The following is a 16,348-nucleotide window of genomic DNA, read 5'->3' on the forward strand; positions in this document are numbered from 1 at the left end:
CGCGAGCGCTTACTTCGATTTTTCGGCAGCGCCGGCAACGGTGTCGCCGGCCGACGAAACATCCCGGCCGACGCCTTCAACCGTGTTGCAAGCCGCGATCATGAGCGTGCCGGCCAGTGCGGCACATGCGATCAGTTTACGCATCGATTATTCTCCAACTTCCCCGTTTGCGGGACGCAGCTTCAATGCCGTGCTGGTGGAAACGTTCCACCAGGCGCACCGGGCGAAGCCAGCGCTGCGATGAAGATTTCGGTGCTGTTGGAAGGATGTAGGCCCGGAAGCGTCACCGGGGGGGGGAGGGTAGACGCTTCCGGGCCCATGTCGTGGATAGCGAGAGCGGGGGGGCAAAAGGTCACTATCCGCTGGTAAGAACACGGTCCGCGCAACACGGTTCCCGGCTATTTGAGATTTTTTTCAGGGCCTGCCATTGATGGCGATGGCAATCTCGTATGCACCCACCAGCGGATCATGGTGCAGCTGGCCGCGCAGCTGCCGAGCCAGACCCTGCATCACTCGCCCATAGCGCTGGTCTACCAGCGCTTCGAACTCCGTATTGCTGACGAGCGTAGGCGACGAGATCCGTAGAACGGCGCGTGCCTGATCCTCGGCGCTGCCTTTCACCGAGATGCGGAGCTGCGCGTCCGGGCTGCAGGCGATGGCGAGCTCGATGATTTCGGTCAGCAGGAAGGCAATTGCCGTGGCGACATCCTGGGTGACCAGCAGCGCCTCGATTTCCAAGGTGATACCCAGCCGGGGCGCCTGCGTCGCGGCAGTGGCGCGCAGGTTGGCTGCCAATTCACCGACCACCGATCGCAGTTCAAGCCCTCGATTCTCCTCCATCTCTGCATAGTGATGGCGGTGGACGACGGCGAGCGCGTCGACACGCCGCTGGATCGAGGCATAGGCGTCGGCCGCCTCCTGCCCCTTCGCGGCGCGCGCATGGAAGTTGATGAGGCTGGAGATCACCTGGAGATTGTTTTTCACCCGATGGTGTACTTCGCGGGTGAGCCGCGTCTGGCGGACCAGCCCCTTTGCGAGATCGGCCTCATGCGCTTGCACCGTGCGGCTGATCTCGGTGAAGGTTTCCGCCAGTTCGCGAATCTCCTGCGCGGGCACCGGCCCGAAGCCCGAGCTGTCGATCACTTCGCCAGGCTGGTAATGCGAGACATTGCCGCGCAGGCGTCGGAGCGGCCGGATCAGCAGAATGTCGACGACGAACCAGCCGATCGCCGCCGCGGCGATCCACATCAGCACCAGTAGTACCGTGGCGATGACCAGCGGCGAATTGAGTGGCGCACCGGGCAACGTGGTTTCCAGCGCGAGATCTTCCACGCCGAGATCGATGCGGACGCTCTTGCCGCGATCCAGCGGGCTGCTTTCCCGCAGCGCGCGCAGCGTCAGCCGATCGCCATGCACCACCAGTGCAGCGCCATATTCGGGTACAAATCCGCTGGGGCGCGTCAGGCTGACGAGCAGGTCCCGCGGATAGAAGGCATAGGCCGCGGCGCCGCTGTCGCTGCCGATTCGCAACAGCAGCCCGCCGGGAACGATATGCGCCTGCGTACCCGCCACGTCGGGAACTTGGGCATCGGCTTCAGGAAAGGCGCTGCCGCACAGGACGCGGCGGCGGGCATCGCGGATCAGATATCGTGCCGGACGCTGCGCGGCATAGGTGCCGGCCAGGCGCATGCAACTGGGTGCGTCCTGCGGATCGGCTTCCAGATCGCTCAGCGCGCCGCTCAATTGCGCGACATGGTTGGCAAGCAGCGTTTCGAGCGCGCCGGAACTGCCGCGCGCGGTAACCGCCAGGCGTTCGCGCGCTTCATCGTCGGCGCTGCGGGTCGTCTGCATGGTGGTGAAGAGCGCAATCAGCGCCAGCGGCAGCAGCGCCCCGACCAGGATGAAGAATACTTTGGCACCGGTCGGCATGCGCGCCAACGCAGCCGACAAACCTCGGCCGCGGGGCGGGGGTTGCATACCATTCATGCCAAAGATGGTTAACCGAGCTTCTTCAGCAGGTCGAGCAGATCGTCTGGTACGCTTTCATTCACGGTTTCATCATACGCCTTCTTAAGGGCGTCGGCCAAGTCGACGTCCGGCCGAGCCGCAGGTGCGGGTTCGCCGTTCGCCGTTCGCTTGCTTTGATCGTCTTTAGCAGAAGACACCAATTCCCCCCTGAGGGCCCGGATCGTCCGGGCTGCCGGACCAATAAACGCCATACAGCCGTTTGCCGCGAATACTAACAATGCCGCCGAGTGCAAGCACCCGACGTCACAGCGCCCCATGGCGCAGTTGGCGGATGAAACCAAAGAGCTACTCGATTGTTCCATGGCCGATGCGAAATCCGGGGAGGGGTTCCTTCGGGTAACGGAATCAGTACAAATCAGGCTTGCCGGCGGCGACGACGCCACCCGCACTCGATGGAGAAAAAACAGCTCATGTCGCTTGGACAGCAACTCGCGCCGCATCTTCCGCTCCTGCGTCGCTATGCCCGTGCGCTCACCGGCAATCAGGCGGAAGGCGACCGCTACGTCCGTGCCGCGCTGGAGGCGATCGTCGCGGCGCCCGATCAGTTCCCGCGCGATGTCGACGCCCGGCTTGGTCTGTATCGGACGTTTCAGGCGATCTGGCAGTCGACCCAGTGGAACGAGGCGGACGAAGCCGATGATTCGGGTAGCGATCAGGAATCAATCGCGCGCCGCCGGTTATCCCAGCTTACTCCCCTGTCACGCCAGGCGCTGCTACTGACGACGGTGGAAGGTTTCCCGCCGGAAGATGCGGCCTATTTGATCGGAGAGGATACCGAACGGGTCACCGAACTGGTTGCCGAAGCCGTGCAGGAAATCGAACGCCAGACTCGCACGCGCGTGATGATCATCGAAGACGAGCCGCTGATCGCGATGGACCTGGAACAGATCGTTCGCGATCTGGGGCATGACGTGACCGGCGTTGCGGTGACGCGCGACGAAGCGGTGGCGCTCGCGATGGAAGATCGGCCGGGCCTGGTGCTCGCCGACATCCAGTTGGCGGACGACAGTTCGGGCATCGATGCGGTGAAGGATATTCTCGCCGAGTTTAGTGTGCCGGTGATCTTCATCACTGCCTTCCCGGAACGCCTGCTGACGGGCGAAAGGCCCGAGCCGACCTTCCTCATCACCAAGCCGTTCCAGCGTGAAACGGTCAAGGCGACGATCAGCCAGGCGCTGTTCTTCGACGAGGCCACAGTTCCGGCCTGACGACGTGAAATTTTGGGCGGGTTCCACCTGGTACGGACCCTAAACGTTTCTTGTGTGTTTACGCAGCATGGCTGAGCAAGACGAACCCGCCCGTATCACCACGGACCGCGCGCGCGCCGGCACGACGCCCGGCGTCACCCGCTATGTTCTGTTGATCGGAACAGTGCTGGTTATCGCGATTTTCGCCGTCATTCTGATGGTTTGACGGCGATGTTTAACGCAACGACGCTTGTTTTGGCACCAACGGACCCCAGCTTAGCTGGCAACCGCGACGTGATGCGCGCAACTGAACGGGATTGCATGACGGAAGCTACCCAGTCGGACCAGGGGGAAGAGGCTGCGATCGCGCCGCCGGTGGAGCATGTGTCGCTCTCCGATCCCGAATTCAAAACCCAGCTGGCCCAGGTTATCCCCCACCTTCGTGCGTTCGGACGATCGCTGTCCGGCAGCCGAGATCTGGCGGATGATCTGGTGCAGGAAACCTTGTTGAAGGCGTGGGCGGCACGCAAGCGCTTCCAGGCCGGCACGAATATGCGCGCGTGGACCTTCATCATTCTGCGCAATCTGTATCTCAGCCAGATGCGGCGTGCCCGCTTCAAGGGCGAATGGGACGATCTAGTGGCTGACCGGCTGCTTGCCGCGCCGGCCAGCCAGGATCGGCATGTCGAACTGTCGGATATGCAGCGCGCTTTGCTGCACCTTCCCCAGCCGCAGCGCGAAGCGCTGATTCTAGTGGGTGCCGGTGGCTTCGCCTATGAGGAGGCTGCCGAAATCTGCCAGGTGGCGGTCGGCACGATCAAGAGCCGCGTCGCACGCGGCCGCGTCGCGCTCGAATCGCTGTTGAGCGAGGGGCAACTGCCGTCGCGACGTTCCACGTCGCTCAACGCCGACGGGCGCAGCGCTCTCGATACCATCATGGGCGAAGTCGACGACCTTAGCCGCGACCGCTGACAGCCCGTCGCGCCTTGTGCGTTTTCCCAATGGTTTGCATCTGTCGTTAGCGCGATTCTCCATCGGTGTTCAGGTGGAGATAGGAATATGCGCCTCGATCCTTTTCCGCACCGCCAGTCGGGCTTCGGCCCGCTGGTGGCTGCTGCCATTGCGGTGATCGTGCTCGGCACCGCGCTGCTGTTCCTCTTGTGGCGCTTGGCCGAACTGGCGGGTTGATCGCGGCGAAAACGGCTCTTGCCTGATGGCGGCACATCCCCCATATGCGCCGCGGGAGTCGGGCGGACGGTACCGTCGCCAACCCGGTCAGGTCCGGAAGGAAGCAGCCGCAACGATTTCGTCCCGGGTCGTTCCGGCTCCCACCATCGCGCACATCGCTGGATCCGTGAAGCTCCCTATGGCGCGACTACGCCTTGCAGGCGAAAAGCCGCGCGTGCTGGATGCGGGGAAGCGGGCATGCGCGGAGATACACGAGAGATCGGGCTGTTTCTGCTGCTGGCGTTCGGGATTTCCTGGGCCGTGTGGGTGCCGATGGCGCTGCACGGCGCGATCGTTCGGCCGGGAACGCTACCCACGCATTTCGGCGGGCTGCTGGGGCCGTGTATCGCAGGCGCGGCAAGCACGCTGGTCTGCGCTCCCAGGGGCGGACACGCCGCGTGGCTGCAACGGCTCCTTCGCTTGCCTCAAGGTTTGCGCGGCTGGCTGCTGGCGCTGACGCCGTTTCTGCTGCTCGCCGGCTTCGCTGCCGCCGCTGCGGGTCTTGGGCAGACGATCGCCGCGGACAGGCTGCGCAGGTTCAGCGGTTTGCCGGTCCTCCCACCGCTGGCGCTCTTCGCCGTCGTGCTCCTCGCGAACGGCTATGGCGAGGAGGCCGGGTGGCGCGGCTATCTGCTCCCACGTCTACAGGCCCGGTTCGGCGCGGTGAGCGGCGTATTGATTCAGGCGGCGATCTGGATTGCCTGGCACGCGCCACTGATCTGGATCGTTGCAACCTATCGCGCCATGAGCCCGGCCATGCTGGTGTTTGGCTTCGGATTGGGGCTCGTGCTTGGCGGCTTCGTGCTCGCCCAGGTCTCTGCCGCATCACGGGGAAGCGTGCTGGCGGCTGCGCTCTGGCATAGCGGCTATAATTTTGCCACCGCGACGGACGGCGGCGTGCTGCTTCAGGCAGGCGTGTCGGCGATCGTCATGGCCTGGGGTGCGCTGCTGCTGCTCTGGGCACTGCTCTCGCCTGCCGGTCGTCGCGCGATCACCGTGCCGGACTTCGACAAACGCCGCGCAGCCCCCTAGATAAGCGGTGATGTCCGATTCCCTGCTTGGCCTCGACGAACCGCCGCAGCCCGCAAAGGGCGAAGCCTATCGCGTGCTCGCCCGCAAATACCGGCCGCAGACGTTCAGCGCGCTGATCGGTCAGGATGCGATGGTCACCACGCTGGGCAACGCGATCCGCCGCGACCGGCTGGCGCATGCCTTCCTGCTGACCGGCGTGCGCGGGGTGGGCAAGACCTCCACCGCCCGGCTGATTGCCAAGGCGCTTAACTGCATCGGCCCGGACGGGCAGGGCGGTCCCACGATCGACCCGTGCGGAGTCTGCGAGCCGTGCCGCGCGATCGCCGAGGGGCGCCATATCGACGTGATCGAGATGGACGCCGCTAGCCATACCGGCGTCGACGACGTGCGCGAGATCATTGAGGCGTCGCGCTATGCGGCGGTTTCGGCGCGCTACAAGATCTACATCATCGACGAAGTCCACATGCTGTCGAAAAACGCGTTCAACGCGCTGCTGAAGACGCTGGAGGAGCCGCCGGGGCATGTGAAGTTCCTGTTCGCCACGACGGAAGTGAACAAGGTGCCGGTAACGGTGCTGTCGCGCTGCCAGCGCTTCGACCTGCGCCGCATTCCGGCCGAACTGCTCGCCGAGCATTTCGCGAAGGTTTGCGAGGCCGAGCAGGTCGAGGCCGAGCCCGAGGCGCTGGCGCTGGTCGCGCGTGCGGCGGAAGGCTCGGCGCGCGACGGGCTCTCGATCCTCGACCAGGCGATCGCGCATGCGGGACTGGAAGGCGAGGGGGTCAAGGCCCAGGCGGTGCGCCAGATGCTCGGCCTGTCCGATCGCGGCGCGAATCGCGACCTGTTCGGCAAGCTTATTGAAGGCCAGGCGCAGAAAGCGCTGGAGGGCCTGCGGGCGCAATATGATCTCGGTGTCGATCCGCTGGCGGTGCTGCGCGCGCTGCTGGAGACGGTGCACGGCGTGACGCTGGTCAAGCTTGGCACGCACCGGCTTTCGGGCCAGTCGACCGAAGAGCGCGAGGCGATGGAGGGCTGGGCGAGCCGGCTGTCCTTCCCGGCGCTGCACCGGCTGTGGCAGTTGCTGCTGCGCGGGCATGACGAAGTCGCCAAGGCCGCCCTGCCGATCGAGGCGACCGAAATGGCGCTGTTGCGGGTGATCCATGCGGCGCAGCTTCCCGATCCGGGCGAGCTGGCGAAGCAGATCCTGAGCGGCAGCATCGCGGTGCCCGCTGGTGCGCCCGCCGCGGTCTCTGCGGAACCAACCGCGCCAGCGCCTGCCACGGTGCAGGAAGCTGGGCCGGTACTGCCGACCAACCTCACCGAGCTTGCCGAGCATCTGGAGGCACATCGCCGTCTCCAGCTTGCGATGTTCGTCCGTGATTACATGCGGCCGGTGCGGTTCGAGGGCAGCGAGATCGATTTTGGCGCGGCGCGGCCGCTGCCGCAGGATTTCGTGCGCGAGCTAGGTGGCGCGCTCAAGGACAGCACCGGCGTACATTGGAAGGTGACGCTCGTCGAGGGTGCCACCGCGATGACGCTGCGTGAGGAGCAGGCCGCCCGGCAGGCTGCGGAGCGCAATGCGGTGCTCGCCTCGCCAATCGTTGCCGCTGCGATGCAAGCTTTTCCAGACGCCGAGTTGATCGGCTGGACCAAGACCGGGAGTGACGGATGAAGAGTCTCGAAGAAATCATGGCCATGGCGCAGAACGTCCAGGCCGAACTCACCAAGGCGCAGGCAAGCCTCGACACCGTCGAGGTGGAGGGCGTTTCGGGCGGTGGGCTCGTCAAGGTGAAAGCCAGCGCGAAGGGGCGCATCATTGCCATCGACATCGATGATTCGCTGGTGAACGTCGGCGAGAAGACGATGCTCGAGGATCTGCTGGTCGCCGCGTTCAACGATGCGCGGGTAAAGGCCGACACCGCTTCGCAGGAGGCGATGAGCAAGATGACAAGCGGCCTGCCGCTGCCGCCGGGGTTTAAGCTCCCGTTTTGAGACAAGGCTGCAGGGAACCATAGTTTAGCCCCCTCGGTTGCTGTCGCCAGGCACAATCAAGGAGAGAAACTATGGCGGATCGTATCGTGGAAGACGGCGTGGCTGCGGATCGCGGCACGCACACCACGGTGGTCGAGCGGCGCAGCGGTGGGGGTGCCGGCATGGCGCTGATCGGGCTGGCACTGCTGATCGCGGTGGTGGTCGGGGCGTTCTACCTGTTCAACCAGAATGCCCGCGAGAATGCCAAAACCGATGCGGTCACCAGCGCTGCGAGCAGCGTCGGCGATGCCGCGAAGGATGTCGGCGACGCGGCAAAGGACGCGGCGAAGTAAGGTTTGATCGAATGGCTGTCATCCCAGCGGAAGCCAGGATGACAGCCTGAAAGCGGATCACTTCAAGCAGCGATCCAACCCGCTTCCCGCGACCACATGGATCCGCGCGTTGATCTTGTTCCCATAGCGACGGGTGAACCCTCTCGGGTCGATCGCCGCGCGCTTTTTGGGTAGTGGCAGGACGGCGGCGATCAGCGCCGCCTCACGGTCCGAGAGCCGCGACGCGTCGTGATGAAAATAGCGCATCGCACCGGCGTTCACACCATAGGTGCCGATGCCGGTCTCGGCGACATTGAGGTACACCTCCATGATCCGCCTTTTGCCCCAGATGTTCTCGATCAGCACGGTGAACCAGGCTTCCAGGCCTTTGCGGAAGTAACCGCCATTCTGCCACAGGAAGACGTTCTTCGCGGTCTGCTGGCTGATCGTCGATCCGCCTCGGATGCGGTGGCCGCCCTGGGCATTGCGCTGATACGCCTTTTCGATCGCCTCGAAGTCGAAGCCACGATGCTGGCAGAAGCGGGCGTCCTCGGCGGCGATCACCGCGCGCGCCATGCTCGGGTCGATGCGCTTGAGCGACATCCAGTCCTTGGTCGCGCCGTGGCCTGCAAGCACGTCGCCGATCATCGTCCAGGTGATCGGTGGCGGCACGAAGCGGTAGAGCGTGACCATCAGCAGCGACAGCAGCACGAAGCCGAGCACAAGCTGAACCCCCAGCACGAACAGGCGGCGCCACCAGGGCTTGCGCGCCTTAGCGGGGGAGCGGCGAGGGGAGGAGGCGCGGGCGCGATTCTTCGTCACCGCACCGCCATGCCCCAGCCGGGGCGGTTCCCGCAACCGGTGCGGGAACCGTTGAGCGATCAGTGGGCGGCGATCAGGCGGCGGTCGCCCGCCAGACGCATCATCGCCTTTTGCAGCTTCTCGAACGCCCGCACCTCAATCTGGCGGACGCGCTCGCGCGATACGCCATAGACCTGGCTCAGTTCCTCGAGCGTCTTGGGATCGTCGGTCAGGCGACGCTCGGTGAGGATATGCTTCTCACGTTCGTTCAGGTCCTCCATCGCCGACACGAGCATTTCGTGGCGGACATCGGCTTCCTGTGCGTCGGCGACGGCTTCGTCCTGCAGCGGACCCTCGTCGGCCAGCCAATCCTGCCACTGGCTTTCGCCGTCCTCGCGCATCGGCACGTTGAGCGAGGTATCCCCGCCCATCGCCATGCGGCGGTTCATCGAGGTGACCTCTTCCTCCGTCACGCCCAGATCGGTGGCGATCTTGGCGAGATGTTCGGGCGAAAGGTCGCCATCCTCGAACGCGTCGAGCTTGGCCTTCATCCTGCGCAGGTTGAAGAACAGCTTCTTCTGCGCGGCGGTGGTGCCCATCTTCACCAGGCTCCACGAACGCAGGATGAATTCCTGGATCGAGGCGCGGATCCACCACATGGCATAGGTGGCGAGGCGGAAGCCGCGATCGGGCTCGAACTTCTTCACGCCCTGCATCAGGCCGATATTACCCTCGGAGATCAGCTCCGACACGGGCAGGCCATAGCCGCGATAGCCCATCGCGATCTTCGCCACGAGGCGAAGGTGCGAGGTGACCAGCTGCGCCGCCGCATCGGTATCGCCATGCTCCTGGAACCGCTTGGCAAGCATATATTCCTGCTCGGGGCTCAGGATCGGAAATTTCTTGATCTCGGCCAGATAGCGATTGAGGCTCGCCTCGCCGCCGAGCGCGGGGATCGTCGCGGGGACGTTGCTGCCGCTAGCCATGATCGTTTCTCCCTTTCCTTCGGGTGCCGGTCCGGCTGGGACGCGAGCACCGAAAACTCATACGACAAGCTGGTTGAACAGTTCCTGCATGTCAGCAGGCATTTCGCTTTCGAACGCTAAAGCGTTACCATTTATCGGGTGGATGAACCCGAGACGCGCCGCATGCAAGGCCTGGCGCTGGAAACCCAAGGTTGCCAAAAGTCCGCGATGGCCGGAACGCATGCTTCCATATAGAGGATCCCCTACCAGGGGATGGCCGATCGAAGCCATATGCACGCGCACCTGATGCGTCCGCCCCGTCTCAAGCCGACATTCTATCAGCGTCGCATCGCGAAGTTCACGAAGTCTGCGCATATGGGTGATCGCGTGCTTCCCGTGACCGGGCGGGCAGATCGCGATTTTCTTGCGGTTGGCTGGCGATCGGGCCAGCGGTGCATCCACCGTGCGGCTTGCCGTGCGCACCACGCCGCTGGCGATCGCCAGATAGCGCCGGTCGATGCTGTGCGTCTTGAACTGCGCCGCCAGCCCGACATGCGCGGGATCCGTCTTGGCGGCGATCATCAGGCCCGAAGTGTCCTTGTCGATCCGGTGGACAATGCCCGGTCGAGCCACGCCGCCGATACCCGAAAGCTGGCCGGTACAATGGTGGAGCAACGCGTTGACCAGCGTTCCGTCGAGATTGCCTGCCGCGGGATGGACGACCAGGCCCGCCGGCTTGTCGATCACGATCAGATGCTCGTCTTCGAACACCACGTTCAGCGGAATGTCCTGCGCTTCATTGTGCGCGGGCTTGGGATCCGGCACGGCCACCTGAAACAGTGCGCCGCCGCTGGCCTTGCGCGCGGGATCGCGGGCAAGCGCGCCATCGGGGCCGGTGACGGCGCCGGAGGAGATCAGCGCCTTCAGCCGCTCGCGGGAAAAGGTGGGCAGGGCATCGGCGAGCGCGCGGTCCAGCCGCCAGCCATGTGCGCCTTCCGCGATCCGCGCTTCTAAGATGGAAACCCCCTGATTCATGTTTTACCGGAAATGGGCATGGGCGTTACGATTTCAAGATCTATACTGGACGGTATGAAAAAAGCTTCGGCTGTCGCTTGGCCGCGGGAGGCATGCGGCCTCCTGTTTGGCGAAAGCGGCGCTATCAACGCCTTTCGCGAGGTTCGCAACGTAGCCGAGCGCCCCGAAACCCATTTCGAGCTGGACCCGGCAGCGCTATTTGCCGCCCTGCGGGCGCAGCGCGAGGGCGGTCCAAGGGTGATCGGCTACTGGCACTCGCATCCGAGCGGCAGTGCGGCGCCGTCCATAACCGACGCCACGATGGCAGCGCCCGACGGCAAGCTCTGGGTCATCCTTGGCGGCGACGAGGTCCGCTGCTGGCGCGCCGGCATTGCGGGGCTGCATGACCGATTTGCGCCCGTGCAGCTTATGGCCATTTGAAAGAGTGCCGTTCAGGCCGAACTTTCTTCACCGATGGTGGCAGGCCGCAAAAGCGCAATCGGCGGCAGCGCCGCTTCTTCCGCAGCGCTTGGTTGGCGTGTCGCGCCTCTTCGAAGCTTGAGACGCACGCCGATCCAGGCGCGGATGCGCCCGTCTGCCACAGCCGCGCCATGGGCGATGGGGAGCATAACGACCACGAACATCGCCATGGAAGCAAGCGGCGACAGCCCGGCCTGCGTCAGGATCGGTAATATCAAGGCGATCAACGGCGCGTGCAGGGCGTAAAGGGGGTACGAAAGGTTTCCCAACAGCCTGAAGCAGCCGGCGACGCCCGGTCGCGCTTCGAGGCAGATCCCCGCCAGCAGCAATGCCGGAAAGGCAATGAACACGATCAGCAACTGCACCATCGGGCGCAAGGACACGGGCGTCGGCATCAGCAGGAGTGCGATCAAGCCAAGCAGCGGGAGCGGTGCCAGCCAGGAAGCACGCCGGTGGTGCAGCGGCAGCACGCGATAGATCAGCATGCCGCCGATGAAGGAAAAGGCGGTGCGGGCCGCGCCGAACGGCGCGCTGGTCCAGAGCCACCCCGAATCCATGTAGAGGGGAGGCGCGATTCTGCTGGCAAGATAGACGGCGGCCACCGCCATCACGATCGCCAGCACCGGCAGGCGCAAGCGCCAGAGGATCACCGCAAAGGCTACGTTGATCGCCAGTTCGAAGAACAGCGACCAGGTCGGCATGTTGAGTGGGAACATGGTGGCGGTGCACGGCGAGGGCAGCATCAGCGCACCGAATAGCGAACTGCACATAAGAACCCCCGCGCTCATCGCCCGGTCGTCGTGCAGCGCGGATGCGATCGCTTGCTTGCCGATCCCCAGCACGCAGGCGGCGGCGTAGAGCGGGAACAGCCGGACCATGCGCATTGCCATGAAGCGGGCGGGCGACAAGCCTTCGGCGAGCTGGCGGTGATAGCTGAAGGCAATGACGAAACCACTGAGCAGGAAGAAGAAATCGACGGCGAGATAGCCAGCAAAGGTTGTGCTGCCATGGCGCTGCATAAGATGATAGGCGACGACAAATATAGCTGCGACACCACGCATGCCATCCAACGTATCAAATCGCTGATCAAGCCGGCTCATGATATGATATCGATTTCGCTTGAAGGTTGTGGGTTAAATGAATTTAACCGTTGCATTGCAACGATAGTATGGATGACTTGCGATGAATGGAGAGAACATGTCAATGTATATGGCGTGACTGAGAAAAATATTTTGCTGCAGTGCACCCTGCGCTGGTTTTCTCACCCCTGATCCGGCCCGGCGGCCATAGCGGTTTGGGCGCGCAGCCCTTTCCTTCCGGCCAGCACATTCGCTCCGCACGCACCTGCGCGTGTCGACAAGTGCCGCCATAGAGGGTTGGAATGTTTCAAACCATTGCTCATTTCAGGCGCGGCCGGAACGATCGGATAGGGTCTGTCGTTGGGTAGCTGGTTTCAGGGAGTGCCGACGATGCTTTGGACGCTGGTTATCATTCTTATCGTGCTGTGGTTGCTCGGGTTCTCGTTCCACATCGCTGGCGGAATCATCCACATCCTGCTTGTGATCGCGCTGGTGATCGGTCTGATCCAGCTGTTCACCGGCCGCAGAGTATAGTCCAGGCGCCCGGCCGGCGATCGATTGCCGGCCGGGCGACGGCATCTGAACAAATGTCGTGATCGCCTAGCTTTATCGCCCTTGTTCCCGAAACCATTTGTCCCGCGGAAGCTTCCAATGGTGCGTGCTGCCTGCCGGGATGCTTGCAGCTTTTCATCCGCTGCGCCAAAGGGGTGCCAACCGGGAGCCGTATTGCCTTGAACATCAGCCCTACCGAATTCGCGAGTCTGCTTTGTTCTCGTTTGTGCCACGACCTGCTCAGTCCGGTCGGCGCGCTGAACAATGGTCTGGAGCTGCTGGCCGATGAGCATGATCCCGAAATGCGCGCCCGGTGCTTGGAACTGCTCAGCGAAAGCGCGCGCGCTAGCGCCAACAAGCTGAAATTCTTCCGTCTTGCATTCGGCGCGGCCGGTGGCTTCGGCGAGACGGTGGACACGCGCGAGGCGCAGGCGGCGCTGGAAGGACTGTTCGGCGACAACCACCGCGTGAAGATCGGCTGGATGGTCGAGGAACCCGTGATGGCGAAGCAGGCGATCAAGGTGCTGCTCAACCTGGCACTGATCGGTGGCGACGCTCTGATCCGCGGCGGCCAGCTGGATATCGGCGCCGAGACCCATGAGGGCATGATCGAAATCGTCATCCGTGCGGATGGCCCCCGCATCGTGCTCGATCCGGAACTGCGTAGCGCGCTAGCCGGTGGCCGCGAGGAAATGGCGATCACCCCGCGCGCGGCGGCTGCCTATCTCGCGCACGAATTGGTGCTTCAGCATGGCGGCGAGCTGCAGGTGAGCCCGCCTGAATCCGACGTGCTGCTGTTCGGCGCTTCCTTCCCGATCGGCTGATCGGTGGTTCGCCGCGGCCGCGCGGTTCTAACCGGGAATTAACCCACGCTCCCCCATGGTGCATCCGGAAATTTCCACCGGGGCCCCATGGACGACCTGTTGCAGGACTTCATCGCAGAGACGCGCGAGACGCTGGAAGCGCTCTCGGGTGAAATCGTCGCGTGGGAGGCCCATCCCGACGATCGCGCGCGCCTCGATGCGATTTTTCGCTTCGTTCACACGGTGAAGGGAAGCTGCGGCTTTCTGGACTTGCCGCGGCTGGAGCGGCTGGCGCACGCGGCGGAAGACGCGCTGGCGCAGGTGCGCGACGGGATTCGTACGCCGGATCGTGCGCTGGTCAACGCGGTGCTCGCGGTGGTCGACAGGATCGGCGAAATCGTGGAGGCGATCGATGCCGGCCATGCGCTCGATCATGGGGGCGAGGATCTTCTGATCGCGGCGCTTGCTGAGGGATCGCAGCAGGTCGCCGCCGTTGCCACCATGGCCGGCCCGCGCGCGCCGTCTCGCAGCGTTCGCCTCAATGTCGATCTGCTCGATCGCATGATGGGCGGCATGTCCGAAATGGTGCTGGCGCGCAACGAACTGGCGCGGCGGCTGCGGATGGCGCCGATCGATCCTGCGGTGGAAGCGGCGCTGGAGCGGCTGTCGCTCACTGTAGGAGAGATGCGCGACACGGTGATGCGCACCCGCATGCAGAAGATCGATGCGCTGTTCTCGCCGCTGCCGCGCATGGTGCGCGACATCGCTGCGACGCTCGGCCGATCGGTGACGCTTCAGATCGAAGGATCGGACGTCGAACTCGACCGCGAGATGATCGAGGTGCTGCGCGATCCTCTGGTGCACATCATCCGCAACGCGATCGATCACGGCATCGAGGCGCCGGGCGATCGGCGCGCTGCCGGCAAGCGGGAGGCGGGCCGACTGACCGTCGCTGCACGCCAGTCGGGCAACCAGATTATCGTCGAAATTGCCGATGACGGGCGCGGGGTGGATGTCGATCGGCTAATTGCCAAGCTGGCCGCGATCGGCGTCCGCCCCGAGCGCGAGCTGCGCGCCCTGCCGTTGCACGCGCAACTTGAACTGATGTTTCATCCGGGTCTGTCCAGCCGGGACAGCGTGTCCGAAGTGAGCGGTCGCGGTGTCGGGATGGATGTCGTCAAGTCCAGCGTCGACCAGATTGGCGGACGCATCGAACTGGACAATCGCCCCGGTCAGGGGCTGCGCATCGCCATCCGGGTGCCGCTGACGCTCTCGATCATGTCAGCGATTATCGTGGGGGTCGGGAATCAGCGGTTCGCCATCCCGCGCCAGTCGATCGAGGAAATCGTCGCGGCACGCGGCCACGCGATCCGCATCGACGTGCTGGGCGACACGCCGATCGTCACGGTGCGCGAGCGTCGGATGCCGCTGCTCGACCTGGCCGAACTGCTCGACCTGCCGCAGCGGGCGGCGTCCGATGCCGCGAAGATGCTGGTGATCGTCGCCGCCGGCGCGGGCAGCTACGCGCTCGTCGTCGATCATGTGATCGACAATGAGGAACTGGTGATCAAGCCAGCCTCGCCCGCGGTGATGGCGACGGGCATCTATGCCGGGCAGACTCTGCCGGATTCCGGGCTGCCGATGCTGCTGCTCGATAGTGGTGGCATGGCGCGGGTTGCGGGCCTGGATTTCACGCGCGATCTGGACGAGGCGTTCGGCGCGGAGCCGGCTGAGCCGGAGGCGCCCGGGCTGGCGGCCTTGCTCTTCCGCGATCTCGATGGCGCGCGCCGGGCGGTGCCGCTCTCCGCCGTCGACCGCGTGGAGCAGGTGGCGGCAAGCCAGGTGTGTCACGCTGCGGGCGCCTATCGGCTGACGGTGGACGACCGGATCCTGCCGTTGGCGATGCAGGGCTCGATCCAGGGTCGCGCGCATTTCGGCGTGCTGCGGTTGAAGGACGAGGACGTCGAAGTCACCTACGCCATCGACGAGGCGCTCGACATCATTACCGTGGCGGCCGATTTCGTGCCGGCGCGCGTGCCCGGGCGCGCGGCCGGGGTCGCGCTGGTTGACGGCGAACTTGTCGAAATTTTAGACGTCCTCTGGATATTCGACACCCACGCCGACCGGGTGGCGGCGAAGGACGCGCCTTTGTGCCTTATCGCCGGCGACAAGGATGGCTGGATGGCGACGTTCGTCCGGCCGTTGCTGGAAACCGCGGGATATCGAGTGGCCACCACCCTCGAAGCGGACGACACGCCTGCAGTGATCCTGTCCGAAGATGCTGCCGATCTTCCGGCCGGCAGCGCGCCGGTCGTGCGGCTGCGGCGCAAGCGTCAGGCGGAAGCGGGGGACGAAAGCGTGTACCGCTATGATCGCGCCGGACTGCTGTTTGCGCTCGAAGCCCGCGTGGGAGCGCGATGATGGAACGTCTGTTTCTACTCGCCGAACTCGCCGGTCGCACTGTCGCCATCGATTCCGACCAGGTCGAATCGGTGGTCGATATCGGCGAAGTAACTGCCGTTCCCCGCGCCGCCAAGTCGATCCGTGGGCTGGCCGCGCTGCGCAGTCGCGTCGTCACGGTGGTGGACACCGAAGCCGCGTTGGGGCTGAACGGCTGCAGCCTTGCCCGCCGAGCGGTGATCACACGGGTCGACGGGCATTTCTATGCAATGCTCGTCGACGTGCTAGAAGATGTCGCGCCGTTCGAACTGCGGCCACTTGCAAGTGGCGTCGTTTTGGAAGGGGCATGGCGAAACGCGGCGCGCGGCATGGTGGAGCGTGACGGAGAACCCGTGCTGGCGATCGACCTGAGCGTCCTGGTACCGAATACCGACCTGCTTGCCTGCCAAGATTAACGATACCATTACACCTTGTCTGGCA

General features: G+C 64.4%; 20 protein-coding genes and 1 other RNA gene. 14 read left to right on the forward strand and 7 right to left on the reverse strand.

All coding sequences use genetic code 11. From position 1 onward, the window contains the following. Positions 1–9: 9 nt before the first annotated feature. The 3 genes from ACNFJ7_RS00470 to ACNFJ7_RS00480 all read right to left on the reverse strand — a co-directional run bounded on the left by ACNFJ7_RS00470 (position 10) and on the right by ACNFJ7_RS00480 (position 2,468). Positions 10–144: an entericidin A/B family lipoprotein gene (locus tag ACNFJ7_RS00470; protein WP_019368714.1), complete on the reverse strand. Its 135-nt coding sequence runs from the start codon at positions 142–144 to the stop codon at positions 10–12. A 270-nt stretch (positions 145–414) separates the two neighbouring features. After that, positions 415–1,929, reverse strand: a complete 1,515-nt coding sequence (locus ACNFJ7_RS00475; protein ID WP_019368715.1) for a sensor histidine kinase — start codon at positions 1,927–1,929, stop codon at positions 415–417. 68 nt (positions 1,930–1,997) lie between these two features. Then, a complete protein-coding gene (locus ACNFJ7_RS00480; protein WP_152997931.1) occupies positions 1,998–2,468 on the reverse strand; it encodes a NepR family anti-sigma factor in 471 nt (156 codons plus the stop codon). Here ACNFJ7_RS00480 and ACNFJ7_RS00485 point away from each other — a divergent pair. The 9 genes from ACNFJ7_RS00485 (at position 2,439) to ACNFJ7_RS00525 (ending at position 7,795) form a co-directional block, all read left to right on the forward strand. Beyond that, the gene (locus tag ACNFJ7_RS00485) at positions 2,439–3,236 is read left to right on the forward strand and encodes a response regulator (protein WP_019368717.1); all 798 of its coding nucleotides are present in this window, start codon (positions 2,439–2,441) and stop codon (positions 3,234–3,236) included. The genes ACNFJ7_RS00480 and ACNFJ7_RS00485 overlap by 30 nt on opposite strands. A gap of 67 nt (positions 3,237–3,303) precedes the next feature. Further along, positions 3,304–3,441 carry a hypothetical protein gene (locus ACNFJ7_RS00490; protein WP_019368718.1) on the forward strand — a complete coding sequence of 46 codons (138 nt, stop codon included), beginning with the start codon at positions 3,304–3,306 and terminating at the stop codon, positions 3,439–3,441. A 95-nt stretch (positions 3,442–3,536) separates the two neighbouring features. Further along, positions 3,537–4,187 carry a sigma-70 family RNA polymerase sigma factor gene (locus ACNFJ7_RS00495; RefSeq protein ID WP_019368719.1) on the forward strand — a complete coding sequence of 217 codons (651 nt, stop codon included), beginning with the start codon at positions 3,537–3,539 and terminating at the stop codon, positions 4,185–4,187. 87 nt (positions 4,188–4,274) lie between these two features. After that, a complete protein-coding gene (locus ACNFJ7_RS00500; RefSeq protein WP_019368720.1) occupies positions 4,275–4,403 on the forward strand; it encodes a hypothetical protein in 129 nt (42 codons plus the stop codon). Between the two features lie 50 nt (positions 4,404–4,453). Continuing rightward, positions 4,454–4,551: signal recognition particle sRNA small type (gene ffs / locus ACNFJ7_RS00505), an RNA gene on the forward strand. A gap of 89 nt (positions 4,552–4,640) precedes the next feature. After that, positions 4,641–5,474, forward strand: a complete 834-nt coding sequence (locus ACNFJ7_RS00510) for a CPBP family intramembrane glutamic endopeptidase (protein WP_019368721.1) — start codon at positions 4,641–4,643, stop codon at positions 5,472–5,474. A gap of 10 nt (positions 5,475–5,484) precedes the next feature. Further along, on the forward strand, positions 5,485–7,143 hold the full coding sequence (locus ACNFJ7_RS00515) for a DNA polymerase III subunit gamma/tau (protein ID WP_019368722.1): 1,659 nt from the start codon (positions 5,485–5,487) through the stop codon (positions 7,141–7,143). Then, positions 7,140–7,463: a YbaB/EbfC family nucleoid-associated protein gene (locus tag ACNFJ7_RS00520; RefSeq protein WP_019368723.1), complete on the forward strand. Its 324-nt coding sequence runs from the start codon at positions 7,140–7,142 to the stop codon at positions 7,461–7,463. The genes ACNFJ7_RS00515 and ACNFJ7_RS00520 overlap by 4 nt, the downstream gene beginning before the upstream one ends. A 71-nt stretch (positions 7,464–7,534) precedes the next feature. Next, a complete protein-coding gene (locus ACNFJ7_RS00525) occupies positions 7,535–7,795 on the forward strand; it encodes a hypothetical protein (protein WP_019368724.1) in 261 nt (86 codons plus the stop codon). 57 nt (positions 7,796–7,852) lie between these two features. On the opposite strand, the gene mtgA is transcribed toward ACNFJ7_RS00525, so the two are convergent. Genes mtgA through ACNFJ7_RS00540 form a run of 3 tightly spaced genes read right to left on the reverse strand, consistent with a single transcriptional unit; the run spans position 7,853 to position 10,575 of the window. Beyond that, a complete protein-coding gene (mtgA, locus tag ACNFJ7_RS00530) occupies positions 7,853–8,596 on the reverse strand; it encodes a monofunctional biosynthetic peptidoglycan transglycosylase (RefSeq protein WP_019368725.1) in 744 nt (247 codons plus the stop codon). Positions 8,597–8,655: 59 nt separating this feature from the next. Continuing rightward, positions 8,656–9,561, reverse strand: a complete 906-nt coding sequence (rpoH, locus tag ACNFJ7_RS00535) for an RNA polymerase sigma factor RpoH (protein WP_019368726.1) — start codon at positions 9,559–9,561, stop codon at positions 8,656–8,658. Positions 9,562–9,618: 57 nt separating this feature from the next. Continuing rightward, positions 9,619–10,575 (reverse strand): RluA family pseudouridine synthase, encoded by a 957-nt coding sequence (locus ACNFJ7_RS00540; RefSeq protein ID WP_019368727.1) that lies wholly within the window; start codon positions 10,573–10,575, stop codon positions 9,619–9,621. Between the two features lie 18 nt (positions 10,576–10,593). Between ACNFJ7_RS00540 and ACNFJ7_RS00545 the strand changes: the two genes are divergently transcribed. Then, on the forward strand, positions 10,594–10,995 hold the full coding sequence (locus ACNFJ7_RS00545; protein ID WP_026008998.1) for a Mov34/MPN/PAD-1 family protein: 402 nt from the start codon (positions 10,594–10,596) through the stop codon (positions 10,993–10,995). An 11-nt stretch (positions 10,996–11,006) separates the two neighbouring features. Here ACNFJ7_RS00545 and ACNFJ7_RS00550 read toward each other — a convergent pair whose 3' ends face one another. After that, a complete protein-coding gene (locus ACNFJ7_RS00550; RefSeq protein WP_050990137.1) occupies positions 11,007–12,134 on the reverse strand; it encodes an acyltransferase family protein in 1,128 nt (375 codons plus the stop codon). 369 nt (positions 12,135–12,503) lie between these two features. Between ACNFJ7_RS00550 and ACNFJ7_RS00555 the strand changes: the two genes are divergently transcribed. The 4 genes from ACNFJ7_RS00555 to ACNFJ7_RS00570 all read left to right on the forward strand — a co-directional run bounded on the left by ACNFJ7_RS00555 (position 12,504) and on the right by ACNFJ7_RS00570 (position 16,323). Next, complete coding sequence (locus ACNFJ7_RS00555; protein ID WP_019368730.1) at positions 12,504–12,647, forward strand: lmo0937 family membrane protein; 144 nt, start codon at positions 12,504–12,506, stop codon at positions 12,645–12,647. Positions 12,648–12,844: 197 nt separating this feature from the next. Beyond that, the gene (locus ACNFJ7_RS00560; protein ID WP_026008999.1) at positions 12,845–13,489 is read left to right on the forward strand and encodes a histidine phosphotransferase family protein; all 645 of its coding nucleotides are present in this window, start codon (positions 12,845–12,847) and stop codon (positions 13,487–13,489) included. A gap of 87 nt (positions 13,490–13,576) precedes the next feature. Further along, positions 13,577–15,889, forward strand: coding sequence for a chemotaxis protein CheA (locus tag ACNFJ7_RS00565; RefSeq protein ID WP_019368732.1), 2,313 nt, complete (start codon positions 13,577–13,579; stop codon positions 15,887–15,889). Then, positions 15,889–16,323 (forward strand): chemotaxis protein CheW, encoded by a 435-nt coding sequence (locus ACNFJ7_RS00570; protein ID WP_019368733.1) that lies wholly within the window; start codon positions 15,889–15,891, stop codon positions 16,321–16,323. The genes ACNFJ7_RS00565 and ACNFJ7_RS00570 overlap by 1 nt, the downstream gene beginning before the upstream one ends. Positions 16,324–16,348: the final 25 nt, after the last annotated feature.

The sequence above is a fragment of the Sphingomonas sp. HT-1 genome, from assembly GCF_048568905.1.
Taxonomy (GTDB): Bacteria; Pseudomonadota; Alphaproteobacteria; order Sphingomonadales; family Sphingomonadaceae; genus Sphingomonas.